This is a genomic window from Euzebya tangerina, assembly GCF_003074135.1.
Lineage (GTDB): Bacteria > Actinomycetota > Nitriliruptoria > Euzebyales > Euzebyaceae > Euzebya > Euzebya tangerina.
In genome coordinates this window covers 1,444,582-1,463,669 of sequence record NZ_PPDK01000001.1, presented here as the reverse complement: position 1 = coordinate 1,463,669, position 19,088 = coordinate 1,444,582, and the positions used below count along the sequence as shown (strand labels likewise).

The 19,088-nt window shown below is 70.1% G+C and carries 19 protein-coding genes; 6 read left to right on the top strand and 13 right to left on the bottom strand.

The genetic code is table 11. From position 1 onward, the window contains the following. Window positions 1–6 precede the first annotated feature (6 nt). The 3 genes from C1746_RS06730 (at window position 7) to C1746_RS06720 (ending at window position 2,831) form a co-directional block, all read left to right on the top strand. Window positions 7–504: a MarR family winged helix-turn-helix transcriptional regulator gene (locus tag C1746_RS06730; RefSeq protein ID WP_116713875.1), complete on the top strand. Its 498-nt coding sequence runs from the start codon at window positions 7–9 to the stop codon at window positions 502–504. Next, a complete protein-coding gene (locus C1746_RS06725; RefSeq protein WP_116713874.1) occupies window positions 501–1,079 on the top strand; it encodes a TetR/AcrR family transcriptional regulator in 579 nt (192 codons plus the stop codon). Before C1746_RS06730 ends, C1746_RS06725 begins: the two co-directional genes overlap by 4 nt. A 90-nt stretch (window positions 1,080–1,169) precedes the next feature. Continuing rightward, window positions 1,170–2,831 carry an FAD-dependent monooxygenase gene (locus C1746_RS06720; RefSeq protein ID WP_162867465.1) on the top strand — a complete coding sequence of 554 codons (1,662 nt, stop codon included), beginning with the start codon at window positions 1,170–1,172 and terminating at the stop codon, window positions 2,829–2,831. On the opposite strand, the gene C1746_RS06715 is transcribed toward C1746_RS06720, so the two are convergent. Together C1746_RS06715 and C1746_RS06710 are read right to left on the bottom strand one after the other, a co-directional pair. Further along, on the bottom strand, window positions 2,818–3,822 hold the full coding sequence (locus C1746_RS06715) for an HD domain-containing protein (RefSeq protein WP_116713872.1): 1,005 nt from the start codon (window positions 3,820–3,822) through the stop codon (window positions 2,818–2,820). The genes C1746_RS06720 and C1746_RS06715 overlap by 14 nt on opposite strands. A gap of 58 nt (window positions 3,823–3,880) precedes the next feature. Continuing rightward, a complete protein-coding gene (locus tag C1746_RS06710) occupies window positions 3,881–5,917 on the bottom strand; it encodes a cell wall-binding repeat-containing protein (RefSeq protein ID WP_162867464.1) in 2,037 nt (678 codons plus the stop codon). A 346-nt stretch (window positions 5,918–6,263) separates the two neighbouring features. Here C1746_RS06710 and C1746_RS06705 point away from each other — a divergent pair, with 346 nt between their 5' ends. From C1746_RS06705 to C1746_RS06695, 3 genes are all read left to right on the top strand, one after another. Continuing rightward, complete coding sequence (locus tag C1746_RS06705) at window positions 6,264–8,366, top strand: sodium-translocating pyrophosphatase (RefSeq protein WP_116713870.1); 2,103 nt, start codon at window positions 6,264–6,266, stop codon at window positions 8,364–8,366. 178 nt (window positions 8,367–8,544) lie between these two features. Next, window positions 8,545–9,957, top strand: a complete 1,413-nt coding sequence (locus C1746_RS06700) for a YibE/F family protein (RefSeq protein WP_116713869.1) — start codon at window positions 8,545–8,547, stop codon at window positions 9,955–9,957. A 263-nt stretch (window positions 9,958–10,220) separates the two neighbouring features. Further along, the gene (locus C1746_RS06695) at window positions 10,221–10,997 is read left to right on the top strand and encodes a sulfite exporter TauE/SafE family protein (RefSeq protein WP_116713868.1); all 777 of its coding nucleotides are present in this window, start codon (window positions 10,221–10,223) and stop codon (window positions 10,995–10,997) included. A gap of 19 nt (window positions 10,998–11,016) precedes the next feature. On the opposite strand, the gene C1746_RS06690 is transcribed toward C1746_RS06695, so the two are convergent. The 11 genes from C1746_RS06690 to C1746_RS06640 all read right to left on the bottom strand — a co-directional run bounded on the left by C1746_RS06690 (window position 11,017) and on the right by C1746_RS06640 (window position 19,063). Beyond that, complete coding sequence (locus tag C1746_RS06690; RefSeq protein ID WP_116713867.1) at window positions 11,017–11,631, bottom strand: class I SAM-dependent methyltransferase; 615 nt, start codon at window positions 11,629–11,631, stop codon at window positions 11,017–11,019. A 118-nt stretch (window positions 11,632–11,749) separates the two neighbouring features. Continuing rightward, window positions 11,750–12,229: an ATP-binding protein gene (locus C1746_RS06685; protein ID WP_162867463.1), complete on the bottom strand. Its 480-nt coding sequence runs from the start codon at window positions 12,227–12,229 to the stop codon at window positions 11,750–11,752. Further along, on the bottom strand, window positions 12,222–12,551 hold the full coding sequence (locus tag C1746_RS06680; RefSeq protein WP_116713865.1) for an STAS domain-containing protein: 330 nt from the start codon (window positions 12,549–12,551) through the stop codon (window positions 12,222–12,224). The genes C1746_RS06685 and C1746_RS06680 overlap by 8 nt, the downstream gene beginning before the upstream one ends. An 80-nt stretch (window positions 12,552–12,631) precedes the next feature. Continuing rightward, a complete protein-coding gene (locus C1746_RS06675; RefSeq protein ID WP_116713864.1) occupies window positions 12,632–13,939 on the bottom strand; it encodes a fibronectin type III domain-containing protein in 1,308 nt (435 codons plus the stop codon). Next, on the bottom strand, window positions 13,936–14,724 hold the full coding sequence (locus tag C1746_RS06670; RefSeq protein ID WP_116713863.1) for a class E sortase: 789 nt from the start codon (window positions 14,722–14,724) through the stop codon (window positions 13,936–13,938). Before C1746_RS06670 ends, C1746_RS06675 begins: the two co-directional genes overlap by 4 nt. A 54-nt stretch (window positions 14,725–14,778) precedes the next feature. Further along, window positions 14,779–15,177 carry a hypothetical protein gene (locus C1746_RS06665; RefSeq protein ID WP_116713862.1) on the bottom strand — a complete coding sequence of 133 codons (399 nt, stop codon included), beginning with the start codon at window positions 15,175–15,177 and terminating at the stop codon, window positions 14,779–14,781. After that, window positions 15,177–15,536 (bottom strand): TadE/TadG family type IV pilus assembly protein, encoded by a 360-nt coding sequence (locus C1746_RS06660; protein WP_116713861.1) that lies wholly within the window; start codon window positions 15,534–15,536, stop codon window positions 15,177–15,179. Before C1746_RS06660 ends, C1746_RS06665 begins: the two co-directional genes overlap by 1 nt. A 53-nt stretch (window positions 15,537–15,589) precedes the next feature. Further along, the gene (locus C1746_RS06655) at window positions 15,590–15,844 is read right to left on the bottom strand and encodes a DUF4244 domain-containing protein (protein ID WP_116713860.1); all 255 of its coding nucleotides are present in this window, start codon (window positions 15,842–15,844) and stop codon (window positions 15,590–15,592) included. 29 nt (window positions 15,845–15,873) lie between these two features. Then, window positions 15,874–17,055, bottom strand: coding sequence for a type II secretion system F family protein (locus C1746_RS06650; protein WP_162867461.1), 1,182 nt, complete (start codon window positions 17,053–17,055; stop codon window positions 15,874–15,876). After that, the gene (locus C1746_RS06645) at window positions 17,052–18,176 is read right to left on the bottom strand and encodes a TadA family conjugal transfer-associated ATPase (protein ID WP_116713858.1); all 1,125 of its coding nucleotides are present in this window, start codon (window positions 18,174–18,176) and stop codon (window positions 17,052–17,054) included. The genes C1746_RS06650 and C1746_RS06645 overlap by 4 nt, the downstream gene beginning before the upstream one ends. After that, on the bottom strand, window positions 18,173–19,063 hold the full coding sequence (locus C1746_RS06640) for a hypothetical protein (protein ID WP_116713857.1): 891 nt from the start codon (window positions 19,061–19,063) through the stop codon (window positions 18,173–18,175). Before C1746_RS06640 ends, C1746_RS06645 begins: the two co-directional genes overlap by 4 nt. Window positions 19,064–19,088 lie beyond the last annotated feature (25 nt).

The following is a 19,088-nucleotide window of genomic DNA, read 5'->3' as shown; positions in this document are numbered from 1 at the left end:
GTGTGGATGACCACGGTTCCCCCGACGGCCTTCGTCGTCGACGAGCAGCTGTGCTTCGCGCTGTACGCCGCATCACGAGCGATGTCCGCCGCATACCGGCCCGGCCTGGCAGCACTTGGCCTGACCTACACGCAGTACCTGGTGCTGCTGGTGCTGTGGGAGGACGGACCGATCCCGCTCGGCGCGGTCTGCCAACGGCTTGGCCTGGACTCCGCCACGGTGTCGCCGCTGGTCAGGCGATTGGAGAGCAAGGGCCTGGTGACCCGCCGTCGTCTGACCTCCGACGAGCGGGTCGTGGAGGTGTCGACCACCGCCGAGGGTGACGCGCTGTATGACCGCGCCGGCGCGGTTCAGCGTGAGGTCGAGGCCGCGACGGGCCTGGCCGGCAGGGAGCTGGCCGTGCTTCGCGAGGAGCTGCACCAGCTGACGAGGCGGCTGGAGACCCACACGACCCGGAGGGCATCAGCTGACGACGGAGCCGGCGACCAACCCGGCGCCGCGTGAGCCAGACCTCGCATCGTCCGCCCGGCCGTCCGCGCGACACCTCGGCCGACGCCGCGATCCTGCAGGCCACACGTGATGTGCTCGCCGAGGTCGGCCCCTCCGGGCTGACCATCGATGCGGTGGCGGAACGAGCCGGGGTCGCGCGAGCCACGGTGTACCGACGGCACGCGAGCAAGGACGACCTCGTGCTGGCCGCTGTCGAGGCGGTGTACGCCGAGCTGCCGACGCTTGGGATGGCCGACCTGCGGGATGATCTGATCGCCATGGTCACCGCAGCGGGTGCGATGCTCCGCGACTCATCGATCGGCGCAGCCCTGCCGCACCTGGCGGGAGAACTCGGCGCCGGCACCCCGCTCGGGACGGCCTACCTCAACTCGGTGCTGCGACCACGGCAGCAGATGATCGCTGAACGGATCGCACGCGCGATCACCGATGGCGATGTCCGGGCCGACGTCAACCCGAATCTGGCGGTCGCTGGTCTGGTCGGCCCGGTGATGTTCGTCATCCTCTCCGGAGCGACGGACGAACTCGATCCTGCGGCTCTCGTGGACCAGCTCCTCGACGGCCTCCGCTGAGCACGCCCCGAGGGTGCTACTCGCCGCTCGTTGATAAATTCGATACTGAACAGTATCGTATAGATACATTCGCCGAGAAGGAGCATGGACATGACCGACAGCAGCAACTCTGTTGAGGCCACCGAAGTCCTGGTCGTCGGGGCGGGCCCGGTGGGCCTGTCCACGGCCATCCCCCTTGCCGAGGCGGGTGCGGACGTCGTCCTGATCGACCTGGCCGACGGCCCCATCCAGCAGTCCCGTGCCGTCTGGGTCCATCCGCGAACGCTGGAGCAGTGGGCCACGCTCGGCGTCGCCGCCCGAGCGATCGCCGACGGCATCACGATCGAGCGGATCGACCTCCGACCGTACGGCAAGCAGATCGGCAAGGTGCTCTACGAGGGCTCCGGTCGGACCGCCTACCCGTTCGGACTGATGCTGGAGCAGCACCGGACCCAACGGCTGCTCCTCGACCGTCTGGCCGAGCTCGGTCTGCGCCCACGCTGGAACACCCGACTCACCGATCTGGTCACCGATGCGGACGGCGGTGTGACCGCACAGGTTCGCCGCGAGGATGATGCCCACGACCACACGATCAGGGCCCGCTACGTCGTCGGGGCCGACGGCGCCTCCAGCACCGTCCGAGACCGCATCGATCTCGCACTCGAGGGCGGGACGTACAAGAGCAGCTTCGTCTCAGCGGACCTGGTCATGGACATCGACCTCCCTCACGACCGTGCGCACATGATGCTCAGCCACCGCCAGACCCATGCCTTCCTGCCCCTTCCTGCGGCTGAGGGTCAGGACGGCCGGTGGCGCGTGGTCGCCAACTTCACCCCGGCACTCGAACGCCGGTACGGCACGGACGCCGGTCCCACGGGTGTGTCCGGCCTCGAGCCCGACGACATGCGCCGAATCCTGGCCGGACTCCACGTCCGCCATGAGCTGAGGGCGGTCGAGGCTGCTGCGGTGTACCGCTCCCACCACCGATTGGTGGACGCCTACCGCGTCGGGGACGTCTTTCTGGCGGGCGACGCCGCCCACATCCACTCCCCCGCCGGAGGGCTCGGCATGAACACCGGGATCGGGGACGCGACGAACCTGGGCTGGAAGCTCGCTGCCGTCGTCAATGGGCAGGCCAGCGACGGACTCCTGGACACCTACCAGGCCGAGCGCCGTCCGGTGGCCGAGTCCGTGCTCGCCATCTCTGACAGCACATTCACCCTGCAAGCCAGCACCAACCCGTTCTTGAGTGCGCTCCGGATCGTCGTGCTGCCGTTGGTGACGGTGCTCGCGAATCTGACGGACCGCGGGCGTCGCGCCGCGTTCGACGCGCTCTCCCAGATCGGCCAGACCTACCGCAACGCCTGGACGACCACCGGCGCGACCGACACCCCACTGGCGGCCGGCGACCGACTTCCCCATGCCGTGGCGGGTGGCGGTTCGACCCATGATCGGATCCGCCCGGCCGGGCTTGTTGCGCTGGTCCTCGGAGACCAGGAGCCCGGTGCCGCATCCGCCGGACCGATCGGTGCGGTCCTGGACGACCTTGCCGTTCCCACCACAACCCTGGCCCTCGGGGGCCTCGGTCGCGTGGCGGCAGATGTCGGCGCCGACCCGGCCCTGCTCGTCGTCCGACCCGACGGGCACCTGTTGCATGCGGGCTCGGCAGGCGATCTCGATGGCCTGCGACGATCCCTCACCTCGTTCGTGGCGGAGAGCGATAAACCCGCCCAGCGACTGCGGAGGGATCCCGAGCTCGCTAGGGGTGGCTGAAGAGCCTCGGCCGAAACCAGCGGTCGTGCAGCATCAGTGCGTACCGATCGGTCATGCCGGCCACGAAATCAGCGACCCGGGTCAAGGTGTCGGCCTCCGGGTCGGCGTAGCTGTCGGTGATCTCCTCGGGGTGCTCGAGCAAGTAGGTGACCAGTTCCAGGACGACCCGCTTGGCGGCCTGCGTCTGGCTGTGCTGCTCTGGCCCGAGATAGACGCGCTTGAACATGAACGCCCGCAGTTCGTGCATGACCGGGAGTAGCGCGGGGTCCATACCCACCTCCCCGGCGGTGACGGAGTAATCGATGACGGCCTCGATGAAGTGACCGATCCAGTCGTTCCCCGGCTGGCCGAGGGTGTCGGTCACCACTGCCGGCAGGTCCGCAGGCTTCAGCAGGTCCGCCCGGACGGCGTCGAGCACGTCGTGGGTCAGATACGCGATCCGGTCGGCGAAGCGGACCGTCTGTGCCTCGGGCGTCCGCGGGCCCGGGTCGACCTTCCAGGGATGGCGGAGGATCCCGTCTCGCGTCTCCTCACACAGGTTGAGCGGCTCGAGGACGTCGAAGATCCGGACGGACTGGGCGGAGTGGACCCAGCCGTCCTCGAAGAAGGTGGCCAACGCCTCCTCGCCGATGTGGCCGAACGGGGTGTGACCGACGTCGTGGCCAAGCGCAATGGCCTCGGCCAGTGGCTCGTTCAGGCTGAGGGCGGCGGCGATCGAGCGGGCCACCTGGGCCACCTGCAGGGTGTGGGTCAAGCGGGTGACGGTGTGGTCGCCGGTCGGGTTGATGAAAACCTGGGTCTTGTGCTTGAGGCGTCGGAAGGCCTTGGAGTGGACGATCCGATCCCGATCCCGCTCGAAGCAGGTGCGGTACGGGTCATCGGGTTCACGCAGTGCGCGGCCGGCGGACTCGATCGACTTCGTGGCGAGGGGTGAGAGCGCAGTTTCCTCGGTCTCTCGGTCGGTGCGTCGGCGACGAACAAGGCTGCTCATGGACGCTCACGGTACCCAGCGGCGATCACGACGGGGCCTCCACGGTGGACGCGGAGGCTCAGCACTCCGCGGTGATGCTGTCGAGTTCAAACGCCACATCCGACGAGATCTGCTCGGCGCCGCCGAGGAGGAACAGCTCCGTCGTGGCCGAGCATCCGATCGCCTCCTCGGTCTCGGGCGGCAGGGTGTCGCCGACCGGCAGCAGGGCGCCCTGGAGATCGCCCGCCAGCCCGGCACCCACCAGGGCGTAGGCCCAACCCTCCTCGACGTAGCCGTTGAACGCCAGGACCGGCGAACGCCCGCTCTGGGATCCCCGTTGTAACTCCTGGAATATGCTCGCCGCCGTTCCCGCACGGTTCGGCCCGCGGAACCGAGGGCCGACCTGCGTGATGCCGAGCTCGGTCAGCTGTCCGTCAATCGCGCCGGCCAGCGCCACGTCCCCGCCGATCGGCCGCACCGCCCTGATGCCGGGTTCATTGGTGAAGAGGTACTGCTGCACGGCCGGATGCAGCGTGTCGCTCGTCGTCAGGAGGACGGGCTGCACCTGTGCGGTCAGCGTTCCGATCGCCACCGCGTCCGCCCATGCAGATGTCGCGTCGGCATCGGTGCCGTAGGCCCGCGCGAGGAAGTGTTGGTATGGCCGGTTGACGAACTGGGCGATGGCGACGGCCGTTTCGATCCGATCGCGGCCCTGCAGCCGACGCGTTTGGTACCCGAAGTCAAAGAGCATGGGCTCCACACGCTTGATCGCCTCCGGGCCCCCGAGCAGGACGATCAGCGGTCGCTCCGCGTCCAGTGGGTCGTTGCGGAGGACCCGGTCGATCTCGTCCATCACCCGCGGCGGGATGGTGCCGTCGTCGCCGACGTACAGCAGCGGGGCATCGGCGGTCAGCGATGTCCCCGCCATGGCGTCGGCGAAGACATCGCCTCGTGCGAGAACGACCATCTCGGGCTGCCGAGGACCCTGGTCGGGGAATCGCAGTCGGCTGACTTCGATGGCGAAGTCGGTGGGGTCGCCGACCGCGATCCGCTCGGTGGTATCCGCTCGTCGATCGCTCAGGTCTGCCGAGATGACCGGCGGATCGGTGATGCAGACCGACTCGGGCGTGGTGATCACCAGCCGATCCCCGGCAAGCCGGTCAAGCGCGAGGACCCGTGAACCGGGACAGCGCACGCGAAGGTGAACGGGAGTCTCTCCGGATGCGACCGCGAGCCTGCTGAGCACCACCGGGTCGGAAGCGCGGGATGCGATGAACAGTTCCAAACCGGACTCAGCAGACACCCCGCTGGAGAATCGCTGTCCCTCGCTGACCGTGAGTCTGGCCGTGTCGAAGACGGCGCCGCCGCCGAAGTAGACGACCTGCTCGTCGGGGTCCACGGCGACGTCACCCTGCAGCCCGGACCCCTCTGCCCGCCCGACCAACTCCACGTCGGCCTCGGTCACGTCCAGGGTCGTCACCGACGAGGTGTCGACGATGTAGACCCGATCCGGCTCGGACAGCGGGAGCAATATGGGGGCGAGCCCGGTCGGGCCGAGCAACTCCGGACCGGCAACCTCCTGGAGCTCCGCATCGCCGGACAGCAGCGCCTCGAGGTCGGCCGCCCAAAGCGTCGAGGCCTGCTCGGTCCGGCCAGCGACGAACAGCCGATCCCCCGCCGTCACCATGTCGGAGAACGACACGTCTGCCGGGAGGTCGATCGTGCTCTCCTGCTCGAGCGTGGCCGCGTCGAGCACCACCAGCTGTCCCGCCCATCCCAGCGCCAGAACCTGATCGACGTCCGTCACCAGCATCGACCTGATCGCTCCGATGCCCTCGATGGATTCCTCCGGACCTTGGCCTGATACGGCGACGATCCCGTCCTCGCCGCTGACCAGCACGCGATCGCGGTCGGTGTCCACAGCGACGACCCGCTCGAAGTACTCAGGAAGGTCCACGATGGCCTGGTCCGCCGTCAGCGGCGTCGGCGGGAGGACGATCTGACCCGTGGCCGGCGTCGTCATGCCGGCTGCGATCAGACCAGCGAGGAGGAGCAGAGCGAGGCGACGGTCCCCGGTCTGCGCGATGCCGCACGTCAGTCGTCCGAATCCGAACATGGATGGTTCTCTCCCCGTTCCCGTTGGTCCGCAGGTCTCAGGCCTGGCAGCACAGACCGGACCGTAGCAGAGGCGCCGACGGCACCCGCCACGTTGTCCACAGCCCCGGGGAGAGCCACCGTGGGCGCGACTCCCGTGGCCGATTGTCGCCGTCCGGCTGCCAGCGCCTACACTGCGTGCCCGAGCGTGACCGGTGGCCCTGGTTCGTGCTGCACCCTCCCCCGCAGCAGGCCGGCCGCCCCTCCACATCACAAGACCCCACCAGCCGCGCCGCCCCACGGGGCCCTGGGCCGAGACCTCCGACCCACTGTGCGCGGCCGAACCAACGAACGAAGGCACTCACACCATGACGTTTATCCCGTACCTCGCCGCCATCACGGCGGTGGCCGGCCTCGGCCTGGCCTTCTACTTCAACCAGGTGGTGAACGCCGCCGACGAGGGCACCGACACGATGAAGGAGCTGGCCCAGGCCATCCGTGAGGGCGCCCAGGCGTTCCTGCGGCGGGAGTACCGCTGGGTTGGCGTCTTCGTGGCGGTGATGACGGTCGTCATCGCCATCGTGCTGCCCTACGGCCTGCCCTACGGCGCTGCGGCCTACCTGATGGGTGCCCTGTTCAGCGCCGTCGCCGGTGTCGTCGGGATGCAGATCGCCACAGCCGCCAACGTCCGGACGGCCAACGCCGCCCGCGAGGGCGCCGAGAAGGCCCTGCCGCTGGCCTTCAAGGGCGGAGCCGTCATGGGCTTCACGGTCGCCGGCATGGGGCTGCTCGGTGTCAGCCTCTGCTACATCATCTTCGTCCAGGGCCTCGGGGTCCCGGATGCCTTCAGCGTGATCGCGGCGTTCGGTCTCGGTGGCTCCTCCATCGCCCTGTTCGCCCGCATCGGGGGCGGCATCTATACGAAGGCCGCTGATGTCGGCGCCGACCTGGTCGGCAAGGTCGAGGCCGGCATCCCCGAGGACGACCCCCGCAACCCCGCAACCATCGCCGACAACGTCGGTGACAACGTCGGTGACGTCGCCGGCATGGGCGCGGACCTGTTCGAGTCCTACGCCGGGTCCATCGTCGCCCCGATCGTCCTGGCCGCGCTGCTGTTCGGCGGGTTCCAGGCCGGCATCTCGGGCGACATCTCCGAGATCGGCGACGGGTCCCTGCTGGAGGCCGCCTACCTCTTCCCGCTGCTGATCGCGGCGATCGGGATGGTCGCCTCGATCATCGGTGCCCTGCTGGTCCGCGGGCGTCCTGGTAGGTCACTGTCCTCCCAGCTGCACTTCGGGACCAACATGGCCATGATCATCACCGGTGTGGTGTCGCTCGGCGCCGCCGCGTTCGTGTTCGGTGACGTCGCGGAGATCTCCAACGGCCTCTTGCTCGGCTTCGTCATCGTCATCGGCCTGGCCGTCGGCTACGCCATCGGGTTCACCTCGGAGTACTACACCTCCGACCACTACGGCCCCGTCAAGCGCTTGGCCGGAGAGTCCGAGACCGGCCCCGCGACCGTCATCATCGGTGGTATCGCCGACGGCATGATCTCCACCGTCGCGTCGGTGGTCCTGATCGTCGGTGGTCTGGCGGCCTCCTACGCGCTGGGAGAGGCGGCCTTCGCCGACGGCGTCGCCGGTGGCGGTCTGTACGCCGCGGCGCTGGCCGCCATCGGCATGCTGGCCACGACCGGTGCAGTCGTCGCCGTCGACGCCTACGGTCCGATCTCCGACAACGCCGGTGGCATCGCCGAGATGGCCCATCTGCCGCCGGAGGTCCGCCAGGTCACCGACGGACTGGATGCGCTGGGCAACACCACGGCCGCGGTCGCCAAGGGCTTCGCGATCGGGTCGGCCGCACTGACCGCGCTGGCGCTGTTCCGCTCCTACACCGCGGCCGTGGGGCTCGACGTGATCGATCTGACCTCGGTGGAGGTCATCAGCGGTCTGTTCCTCGGTGCCATGTCGACGTTCGCCTTCGCGGCACTGACGATGAAGTCCGTCGGTCGGGCCGCGCAGGCCATGATCGTGGAGGTGCGGCGCCAGTTCGCCGAGATCCCCGGGCTGCGTGAGGGCAAGGAAGGCGTCAAGCCCGACTCCGCCCGCTGCGTCGACATCTCCACTCAGGCGTCGCTGAGGGAGATGGTGGTGCCAGGCTCGCTGGCCGTCATCCTCCCCCTCGCCGTCGGGTTCGTCTCACCGGAGGCGCTGGGCGGCCTGCTGGCCGGCGCGCTGTCGACCGGCTTCATGTTGGCCATCTTCATGGCCAACGCCGGCGGTGCTTGGGACAACGCCAAGAAGTACATCGAGGCGGGCAACCACGGCGGCAAGGGCTCGGAGCAGCACAAGGCTGCGGTGACCGGTGACACCGTCGGTGACCCGTTCAAGGACACCTCCGGTCCGGCGATGAACATCCTGATCAAGGTGATGACGATCGTCAGCCTGGTGTTCGCACCGGCGTTCCTCTGACGGCTGCTCGACCGACACCCCCGGGCCCACCAGGTCCGGGGGTGTCGTCCTGCCGGACCCGGCGAGCACCGTGACCGACCACCTGCGCCTGTCATGTATCGCGCATCAGCACTCGGAAGCCGACGCACCTCTGTGGTAGGTCGGACCGCGCCTGGGAGCTCACGGTTACAGTCGCCTCATGAGCAAGGCCTCCCGTCGCGGTCTGCTGCGAAACGTCGTCATCGGCGTCGTGGTGGCGACCGTCGTGGGCCTGGCAGCCATCTACCCCTACGGCGGGGTGCCCGAGCCGGATCAACAGGGCTTCGCCGCGGGGACTGAAGTCCGGTTCAACGCCGAGATCCTCGAGGTGCGAGAGCTGCCCGAGCAGTCGGACTTCGTCCTGCCGGGGTCCCGCGAGGTCTCCGTCGATGTGGAGCTGGAGAACGGCGGTGTCCTCACGATCGACGCTGTTGATGAGGGAGGGCTCTTCGAGGCCGGCCGGACCGTACAGGTCGCGCAGGTGTCGGCGGAGGGGACGGACCCGCAGTTCGCCATCGTGGACTTCCCGCGAGGAATGCCCCTGACGTGGCTGGCGGCGGTCTTCGCGGCGGCCGTGATCGCACTCGGGCGCTGGCAGGGGCTGCGGGCACTGGTCGGCCTGGGCGTCTCAGGCCTGTTGATCATCGTCGTGGCGATCCCTGCCCTGCTGGCTGGGCAGAGCCCGACGGTCGTCGCGCTGGTGATCGCGGTCGCGGTGATGCTGGCGACCCTGCCGCTCAGCCACGGGTGGTCGGTGACGACCCAGGCGGCGATGGTCGGGACCAGCATCGCGCTGCTGGCCACCGTGGGTCTGGCGCTGGTTGCCGTGGAGGCCACCAGCCTGACCGGCCTGTCGAGTGAGGACGTCCAGCTGCTCCGGTTCGCGGTGGGGACCGAGATCGACATCCGTGGCCTGCTGTTGGCCGGCATCATCATCGGGACGCTCGGGGTGTTGGACGACGTGACGGTGAGTCAGGCCTCGACGGTCGCCGCCCTTCGACGGGCGAACCCGGAGATCACGGACCGAGCCGTGTTCGGCGAGGCGCTCCGGGTCGGGCGTGACCACATCGCGGCGACGGTCAACACCTTGTTCTTGGCCTACGCGGGGGCGGCCCTGCCCCTGCTGATCCTCTTCACCGTTGGGGACGGCGCCATCGGGGAGACCATTACCAGCGAACTCGTGGCCCAGGAGATCGTCCGGACGATCGTCGGGTCGCTGGGCCTGATCATGGCCGTCCCCCTGACGACGGCCGTGGCGGCGGCGACGATCGACCCGGAGTCGGCGGAAGTGGCAGCCCACAGCCACGGCCAGGAACGTCCCGAGCCGTCCAGCGGGACAGCGGCTGAGGGCTCGGACACGGACGCCGCCTCACCGTCAGCGAGTGCTAGGGGCGGCCCCTCGGCGTCTGTGGTGTCGGCCGCCCGGCCGACGGACCCGACACAACCGACGCCAGCCCCGGGGGAGGTGCAGCGGGAGGAGCCGGTCGACGAGCAGGAGTGGACCAACTCGCTCCGCCAGGCCTACGGCTTACCGGACACCTCCAGCGACGGCAACATCCGGTCGGATCCCTGAGGGCCCGTGGGGGAAGCTGGCCTCGCTGCGGGGAACCCAACCTCGCCGCGGGGAACCTGACCTCGCTGCGGGGAACCTAACCTCGCTGCGGGGAAACTGACCTGGCTGCGGGGAACCTGACCTCGCCGTGGTGATCTCCCCGTTCTGACGGACCGGCTTCCCGACCAACTTGCTTTCCCCACGCCGAGCCAACCTTCCCCACGCCGCGCCAACCTTCCCCACGTCGCGCCAACCTTCCCCACCGTGCAGCCAGGTTCCCCACCGTGCCGACCAGGTCCGACGGCGGCGGCCAGGGCGTGCGGACGGCAACATGGCCGCCAGTGAGCGGCCTCGAGATCGTGTTCGTCGCACTCGCCGCTCTCCTCGGGGGTGCGGCGCAGTCCATCCTGGGCTTCGGCGTCGCGTTCACGACCGTCCCTGCCCTGGCCTTGACCACGCCGGAGTTGATCCCGGGTGCCCCGCTCGTCGCTTTCCTCCCGATGACCGTCGCGATGGCGTTCCGGGAGAGCAAGCAGATCGATCGCGACGCGGCCATCAGGGTGGCCGTGGCTCGTGTGCCCGGGATCGCACTTGGGACCCTCGCAGTCCTGGTGCTGAGCGCCGACGGCATCAGCGTCGCCGTCGCCGTCGTGATGCTCGTTGCCGTCATCTCCACCGGTCTGGGATGGACCGTCTCCGTCACGCCGGCAAACGAGCGCCTCGCCGGCCTCGTCAGCGGCTTCAGCGGCACTGCGACTGGGCTGGGCGGTCCGCCCCTCGCCGTGCTGTACCGACACCGCAGCCCGGGAGAGGTACGACCGACACTGGCCAGCATCTTCGTGCCCGGCATCCTGTTGGCGCTGCTCGGCCTGGCTCTGACGGGCAGCCTGACCCTCCTCCAGGTCCAGACCGGGCTGGTGCTCGCCGTCGCAGTCGCCACTGGCATGGTTGTGGCCACGCCGTTGCTGACCCGACTGTCGGACGAGACCGTCCGCGCTGGCCTGCTGGTCTGGGCGGGTGGTGGCTCGTTGGCCGCCCTCGGGCAGGTCCTCCTCGGCTGAACAGACGTGCCAGGGCCGGCTACACCGGCGCGATCCCCACGCCGTAGGACCAGCGTTGGGCGATCCCGCGGGGATCCGGACGGGACTCCACCTCCACGTCGACGTAGCCGAGCCGGAGCAGGAGCGCCTGCAGCTCTTCCGGCGTGACGCTCGTCACCTGGACCATGCCCGCTGGCGGGTCCTCCATGGGTGCCATGTCACTCTCGCCCTCAGGGAAGGTGACGAAGATCGGCCCCGTGGCCTGAACCCGACGGAACTCGCGCATAGCCGGGAGGATCGCCCGCCGGGGCAGATGCTGGAGCGCGGCCGGCGCCCAGATCCCGGAGAACTGGTTGTCGGCGAACGGGAGGCTGCGGTAGTCCCAGCGCGCCAGCAGACCCTTGGGGAAGAAGGTCCTGGCCACCCGCATGCACTCCGACGACAGGTCGCCCGAGGCCGCCTTCAAGCCGACGTCCCGCAGCAGCCGGACATCCACACCGGGTCCACCCGCGACGTCGAGGACCAGGGCACCATCCCCGGCCATCCGGGCGAACGTGCGGGCGCTGTCCCGCGGTCGCCGATCCTTCCAGGCCGCCAGGTACTCCTCCGCACAGGCGTCGTAGGTGTTGACCGTTGCTCTCAGCAGTGCATCCACGTCGCTGGATCCTAACGGAGCCCGCGCAGCCGGCTGAGAATCCGACCGGCTCGCAAGCCGGCACCTCGGCGCGGGCGACCAACGGCACAGCGCCCGCGCAGCCGGCTACGTCAGAGGTTCAGACGTTCAGCGAGGTGCCGGTCTCGGCTGGCTCGTCGGCCGTGAGTTCGAAGGCCATCCGAATAGTCGTGCCGATGGCCGGGTCGAGCAGGCCGCCGGGCCGGACGTCGAACCCGTCACTCAACTCGCGCATCACCGGGATGCCGAACCCACCCTCCGCCAGTTCGGCGATGTCGGAAGGGTCGGCGGGCGTCACCGTCAAGTCTGACTCCGTCACGCTCAGGCCGTTGCCGCAGTCCCCCACCTCGACGACGAAGCTGTCGCCGTCGACTTGGGTGCGGACCACGATCGGCAAGGTCACCTCGGCCCGGCGGTGCGCCTGGAGCGCGTTGGTCACCGCTTCGCTGGTGCAGGTGCGAACGTCGTCGACCCGCTCCGGCGCCAAGCCGGACCCGCTGGCCGACGCAACGGTCATGGCGCGTGCGATGCCCACGACGTGGGCGGAAGCCGGGACGCGTAGTGTGGTCCAGTCAGTCACTGCTGGATAGCTCCTCCGGTGAGGTGACGACGCCGAGCACACCTTCGAGGCCGGTGATGCGAAAGATCTTCAGCACCGGCTCGGAGGTGCAGATCACCTGCATGTCTCCTCCGGCTTGGCGGAGCCGTTTGAGCGCCCCGACCAATACCCCGAGACCAGTTGAGTCCATGAACCCGACATCGCTCAGGTCGACCACCAGATCCGTCGCACCGTCAGCGATGCGGCCGTTGAGGTGTTCCCGAAGCGTGGGTGCGGTGTAGACATCGACCTCACCTGAGACGGCGACCACGGAGCGGTCATCGTCGCGGTCGTCAATGGTCATCTGCACGTGTCGTCTCCAAAAATGGTGGCGTGTTCGGTCTGCTCACGTCTGTCGGGGACCATTGCCAATGTTGGATGGCTCTAACCGCCTCGTCGTCTGGCCGCGGTCGCGAAGCGGAGGACGTGTGCGGACAGCAACACGATCACGAGCCCCCCGGCGGTGGCGGTGAGCACGTCGTGGGTCTGATCGTGGGTCTGCTCGGTGTAGACCGCCAGGGTTCCACCCGGGGTGAGACTTCCATCGATGAAGGCTGTCTCGCTCTCGGTCAGGGTCAGCTCGGAGGCCGTTTCGGCGAACGGCAGACGGTCCTCGAAGACGGTCTCGCCGAGGTCGGGTGCCTGAGGGGTGGCTGGGGCCTCCGTGGGCGGATCCTGCGGTTCCGGTTCAGGCACCACCGCCTGCGCCGGCTCGGGGACCGGCGTGGGCTGCCCGACCGCCGCGGCCTGACCGGCCGGCTGCCCTGGTGCCACCGGCTGAGGAGCCGGGGCTTCGACCGGGTCGGGTGTGTCGGCGCGGATGATCGGGCCCGCCCCCGCGACCGGGGCGGGCGGGTCACCGGACCCAGGGTCCGGATCGCCCGCTGCGGGCGGGGCAGGTCCCTCTGCCGGTGGTGTGAAGACCCCGGGGTCGGCTGTGGTGGCTCGTACGCCGATGGTGGGTGAGGTTGCTTGCAACTCCTGCGTCGCTCCCTCATCAACAGCGGACTCATCTCCGGCGGCCTGGTCCGCACCACTGCGCCGGAGGACGGCAAGTCGGTAACGGTACTCCCCCTCGGCCGGAACGGTGTCGACCACCGCACCTGTTCCCGCCTGCGTGACCTGGTGCGCGGTCGTCCACGCGCCGCCGGCTGCGTGTGGTCGACGCTCGATCCGGTAGCCCAAGAAGTCGGGGAGCCTGACCGGGTCCCAGGTGAGCCGAACCTGTCGAGCTGACGAGGAGAGCGGCGCTGCGGAGAGCGTCGGACGAGCGGGCGGGACGGCCACCGCGATGTCGTGCCCCACCCACTCCTGCTCTGCGCCGTCGTCGCTGACGCTGCGGATCTCGACCCGGTAGCTGCCGTTGGCCAACGTCCGGTCTGGCACGAGCGGGTCGACTGTGGCCGCCCACCGCTGCCCACCGTCGGCGGAGCGGTCGATGGGGTCCAACTCGACCAGCAGGCTGGAGGGTCCGCTCAGGCGGGCTTCGACCCTCGCTATGGCCCTGTCGCCGTCAGGTCGGACGATGGCGGCCACGACGAAGGTGTCGTCGATGGTGGCGCTGGCAGCGGGTTCCTCAACCCGCTGGTCGGGCTGTGCCTGCACCGGAGCGACGCTCAGGAGCACGCCGAGCACGATCAGGGCGACGACCGCCCCCAGGGCAACGCCACGCCCGATGATCCAGCGGCTCATGATCGCCTGACCTCAGCGGCGGCGGCGGTCTGGTCCACGGGCAGCGGGGTGCCCTCGTCGTCGAAGACCCGGGGTTCGCTCCCGACGAGTTCGGCTCGGAGGATGAGCCGTTCGGCGAAGGAGTTCTTGGGGTGGCAGGTGGTCAGGGTCAGCATCGCGCCGTCCAGCGGTGCAACGACCTCCCACTGATCGGGGTCGACGATCCAGCAGGCATCGTTGGCACAGCGCCTCCCGGAGTCGGCTGGTGCCGCGACCACCCGATAGGTGTGGATCGACAGTGGCGTGACCAGCTGGATCTCCTCGCCGACGTCGAGCAGGTCGAGTTCGTTGAGCGGCTTGCCGTAGGTGGTCCGGTGTCCGGCGATGGCCACGTTGCCCTCCTCACCGGGCAGCGGGGTGTTCGGGTAGTGGCCGGCGCCGGCTCGGAGGGCGGCTGGTGAGGTGCCCTCCACCACCACGACATCGACGTCCAGCGCGGGAATGACCATCTGGGTCAGGGGGTCCCCGGTCTGGATCGTGCGTGTGGTGTACCGCTCGACGATCTCCGGTGAGGTGAACTGGTCGGCCAGGGGTCGTTGGACCAGCTGGGTCGTGTAGATGTCGGTGGTGAGCGGGAATGCGAAGACGCTCAGGCCCACCATGAACAGGGCCAGACTGAAGAGGGTCAACAGCCTGCGGCCGGCGGGTCGAAGTCGGGCTGCGTCCAACAGGTACCCGATCAGCGTCGTGCCGCCGACGTCCCGGCCGACGGGGTCGGGTTGCAGAAGTCCGGTCGGCTGGGTCATGGTTGAACGGGCCGCGCGAGCACCTGACGGTCCAGCCACCGAGCGTAGCGTCGGTCAAGGCGGATCAGGTGGGTCGAGGGCAGCCGATCCGCGGGCCTGCAGCACGCGCGGCATCCAGGGGATCAGCGGGACGTCGATCTCGGTGACCACGTGGACGGCCAGCGGCCAGTCTGCCTGGTCCAGGGAGACGATGGTGACGTCGGCTGCCCGGGCAACGATCTCTCCCGCGTCACGTGCCGGCGAGCCGTCACCACCGGCCAGCGGCGAGCCGGACAGGATCGCCAAGGCGGCCGCGTCGGCGGCTGCACGGGCCCGTCCCGCGGCCGCAGCGGCCGTCGCGAGGCTGAGCACCACGGCCACCACCACCGTCCCGCTGATCAGCGTGGTGAGGATCGTCAGCAGGCCGGCGGCGCCGCCGTCGGCCGGGTTCGCGCGCCGGGCCACCGTCGGCATCACGGGACCACCTCGGTGCGGAAGGCCGCTGCGGCCCCGACGGTCCGGGAGCCGCCGGGCAGGTCGAGTGTCCGCTCGATCCGTACCACGACCATGTCGCCGACGGCCCGCTCGCCGGACGGCGGGGTGATCTGGACCACGGTGTGCGCTGGCAGGTCCAGCTGGGCCAGCACGGTGGCATCGTCGGACACCGCGGCGAGGCGGGCACCCGCCACCGAGGTCTGGTGCAAGCCGAGTTGCAGCATGACCAGCTGGCCGAGGCCGATGATCACGGCCGCCGCCACGGCGACGAGTGGCATCACCAGCGCGAACTCGATGGCTTGGGCGCCCTCGTCGTGCCCGCTAGAACTCGCGGGCACCCGCCCACGACCCGGTCGGGACGGGGCGGGTACCACGGCTGATGCAGACCGGCTCAGAAGATCCCGCCGAGCATGGTGCCCAGCTGATCGATGACGCCGGTCACGACACCGGAGAGCCGGTCCTGCACCGTGTCGGATGACAGCAGCTGGACCAGCACCCCGATGAGGCCGCAGCCGCCGGCCGCGAGCGCGCCGTACTCCATGGCCTGGGATCCGGTCTCGTCGGTGTGAACGGCCCGCAGCCGGTCGGCGACGCCTGCACTTGCGGTCGGGGCGCCGGTCGTTGGAATGGCGGTGGTGGTGTTCATGAGAGCTCCTTCGTGTTGGGTTCGAGTGGCTACCCGCCGAGCTGCAGACCGCTGAGCATCGACACCGCAAGCGGGACGACGACCAGCAGCCCGAAGGCCGGTACGAGCAGCAGGGTTGTGGGGAAGACCAGCCGGACGGCGAGCCGTTCGGCGGCCTCCTCCGCCGCTGACGCGGCCCGAGTTCGAAGATCTGCTGCCAGCAGGCGCAGTGCCTTCGCGCTCGGGGCACCCCAGCGACGGGTCAGTGACAGGAGGCGTGCCACCTCGGCGAGCGGTTCGGGGAATGCCTCATCCGGATCGGCGCCCATGTGCAGTCCGGCGGCCACCCGGTCGAAGACCCGCCCGGTTGGGCCCGCGCAGGCTTCTCCGACCAGGGCACAGGCCGTTGGCAGCGGGGCGGAGCTGGACAGGGCCAGGGCCAACAACTCGATGGCCTCCACGGTCGGCAACTGCCGGGCGTCGGCGGGTGACAGGGTCGGCCATGCCTCCTCCGCCGGCTGGACCAGGCGCTGTCGGAGGTGTGGTGCTGTTGCCCACACCACCGCGGCACCGAGCAGCCCGACCAGAACGCCGCCGGCCACCGCTCCGACCACGGCGACGGTCACGGTGGCGGCCGCCCGGGCTGGCTTCGCGGTCGTGTCGGCCAGCGGGTCCACATTCCCGGCGGCGTCGGCGACGTGGGCCAGGAGCCGCCGAATCCAGAGCAGGGCGCTGCCGATCAGGACGATCGCGACGAGCACGATGAGCAGGCCCGAGCCGGCCAGCCAGAACTGCCGAACCGCAGGATCGAGTACGAGGAGACCCAGACCGGCGACGGGTGGCAGCCCGATCAGGAACCGGGCGCTGTGCACCGCCTGGGCCGACCGCGTCCGGGTCAGGCGCCGACCGCGCTCTGCTGCCGCAAGGCCGTCGAGGACCGCGTCGGCCGCCGGTCCGGCCGCCGACCCGAGTCTGTCGCTGAGCGAGAGAGCCCGGACCAACGACACGGCCGCCGGGGCTCGCGGTGCGTCGCCATCGTCTGCGGCCAGCCACTCGCCGAGGGAGCCACCGGCATCGACGGCAGCGACAGCATCCCGGATGACGGGATGGTCCACCTCGCGGAGGGCCTCGAGTGGTGACGCACCGGCGGCCAGGACGGCCTGCACCACCAGGACGTCGGCCTGGGCCAGATCGGCGTCTCCTGCACCTGCGCGTCGCAGCAGCGTGGTCACTGCCGCTCCCAGAGCGGTGTCGCGGTCGGACGATCGCCGTCGGACCGAATCGCTGCGATCTGGGTCACACCGCGTCGGCCCTCCTGGTCGCGACCCAGTGCCACCACCGCGTCCACGGCCGCCGCGATCTGCGCTCTGGCCGCCGCGAGGGGGAGGCCTGCCAACAGCGCCAGCCCCTCCAGTCGGACCAGCGCCTCCTCGGCCGAGCTGGCGTGCACGGTCGTCATGCAGCCTTCGTGGCCGGTCACCAGCGCCTGCAGGACGTCGGCGATCTCGCGGCCTCGTACCTCTCCCACGACGATGCGGTCAGGCCGCATGCGCAGCGCCTGGCGGACCAGCGTGCCGGCGTCGATCTCGCCGGCTCCCTCGGCGCTGGCAGGACGGGTCTGCAGCCGGACGAGATGGGCGGTGGCGGGTTGCAGTTCGGGGGCGTCCTCGATGAGGACCACCCGTTCGCTGTGGCTCACCTGGCCCAGCAGCAACTGCAGCAGCGTGGTCTTGCCGACACCGGTTCGCCCGCAGACGACGAGTCCGCGGCGCTCCGCGACGAGCTGGCGCAGGATCGCTGCGGCGGGACCGGGGACCGCACCGGAGTGCTCCAGATCGGCCCACCCCAGCTGCCGTCGGTCGAAGCGCCGGATGGTGACCACGGGCCCGGCTGGCACGATCGGCTCGATGACCGCGTGCAGGCGGCTGCCGTCGGCCAGTTGGGTGTCGACGAACGGGTGGGCCCGGTCCAGACGGCCTCCTCGTGTGGCGATGACCCGCCTGACGGCATCGAGCAGGTCCGCGCGCGAGGCGAGACCCAGGTCGATGCGTTCCAGCCGCCCGTCCCGCTCGATCCACACATCATTCGGGGCGTTGACCATGACGTCGGAGACGCCCGGCGTCCGCAGCAGCCGCTCGAGTGGTCCCAGACCCGCGACCTGGTCGGCGATGTCGCGGACCAACGTGGGCAGCACCGCTGGATCGGTCACCCCCTCCTCCGCCAGCGCGGCCGCGACCGCAGCTCGCGTCCCCGCCGGTGTCTGCGGACCAGGCGCTGAGCCCGTGCGGGCTATCGACAGCCGACTGCGGATCCGGGTGACCAGGGCGGGGTCGGTGGCTGCCGTGTCGGTCACGCCGCCGCCGTCCGGGGCGCGATGGCTCCGGTGGCCGACCCGAGCGCCTCGGTCACACCGTCCACGTACCGGCCGGGCAGCCCGATGGGCACACGCCGCTGGAAGCCCGCTCTGGCGACGCGGAAGGACTCCTCCAGCACCACGCCCGAGCGGCCGTCGAACAGGCGCCGGATCTCCGCCTCACGCAAGCCACCCCGGCCGCGGAGCACCAGGGTGCAGCTGGGCGTCAGCTGCTCGATCTGCTCCGCACACAGCCGGTCCGGGACTGCAACGGCGATGTGGGCACCCGTGGACACGCCACGGTCGACGACCATGAGGTGGGGACGCGGGGGACTGCCTGTGCCCGAGAGGCTGCTGGGGCCTGGCGGGGTGCCCAGGCCGACCTGCACGGCCAGGCCAGGGATGCCTGGCACCTCCCCGACACCGGGCACCGCCCCGGCCTCCAGTGGACCCACCAGGGCTCGACCGTGTGTGGAGGTGGCCACGACGACGCGCCGACCCCGCCAGGCGGCGCAGGCACCGAGGGCGAGGGCCACCGTCGTGGTCCCGACACGCGAAGCCAGTCCGGCCACCACGACGACCTGGTCGGCGGGACGGCCGACCGGATCATCGGGGACCAGATCGGCCAGACGACCCTGTTCGTCGGGCCACAGCACCACGTCGCGCACCCCGGCCCGAAGGAGGGGACGAGGATCGGTGCCCGGGACGGCGACGGCAATGGTTGGTAGATCTGGCTGCGGCCGGTCGGCCAGGCACAGCCGCGCGGGTAGGTGTGGCCCGTGGTCGACGACCTGCCAACCGAGATGGGCCTCGACGTAGGCGGTGACCTCGGCCAGGAGGACCTGGTCGGCCAGGCGGACGGCAACGGGGAGGGCTTCGCGACGCACGACCGGGACAGTACGGAAGGGCGGC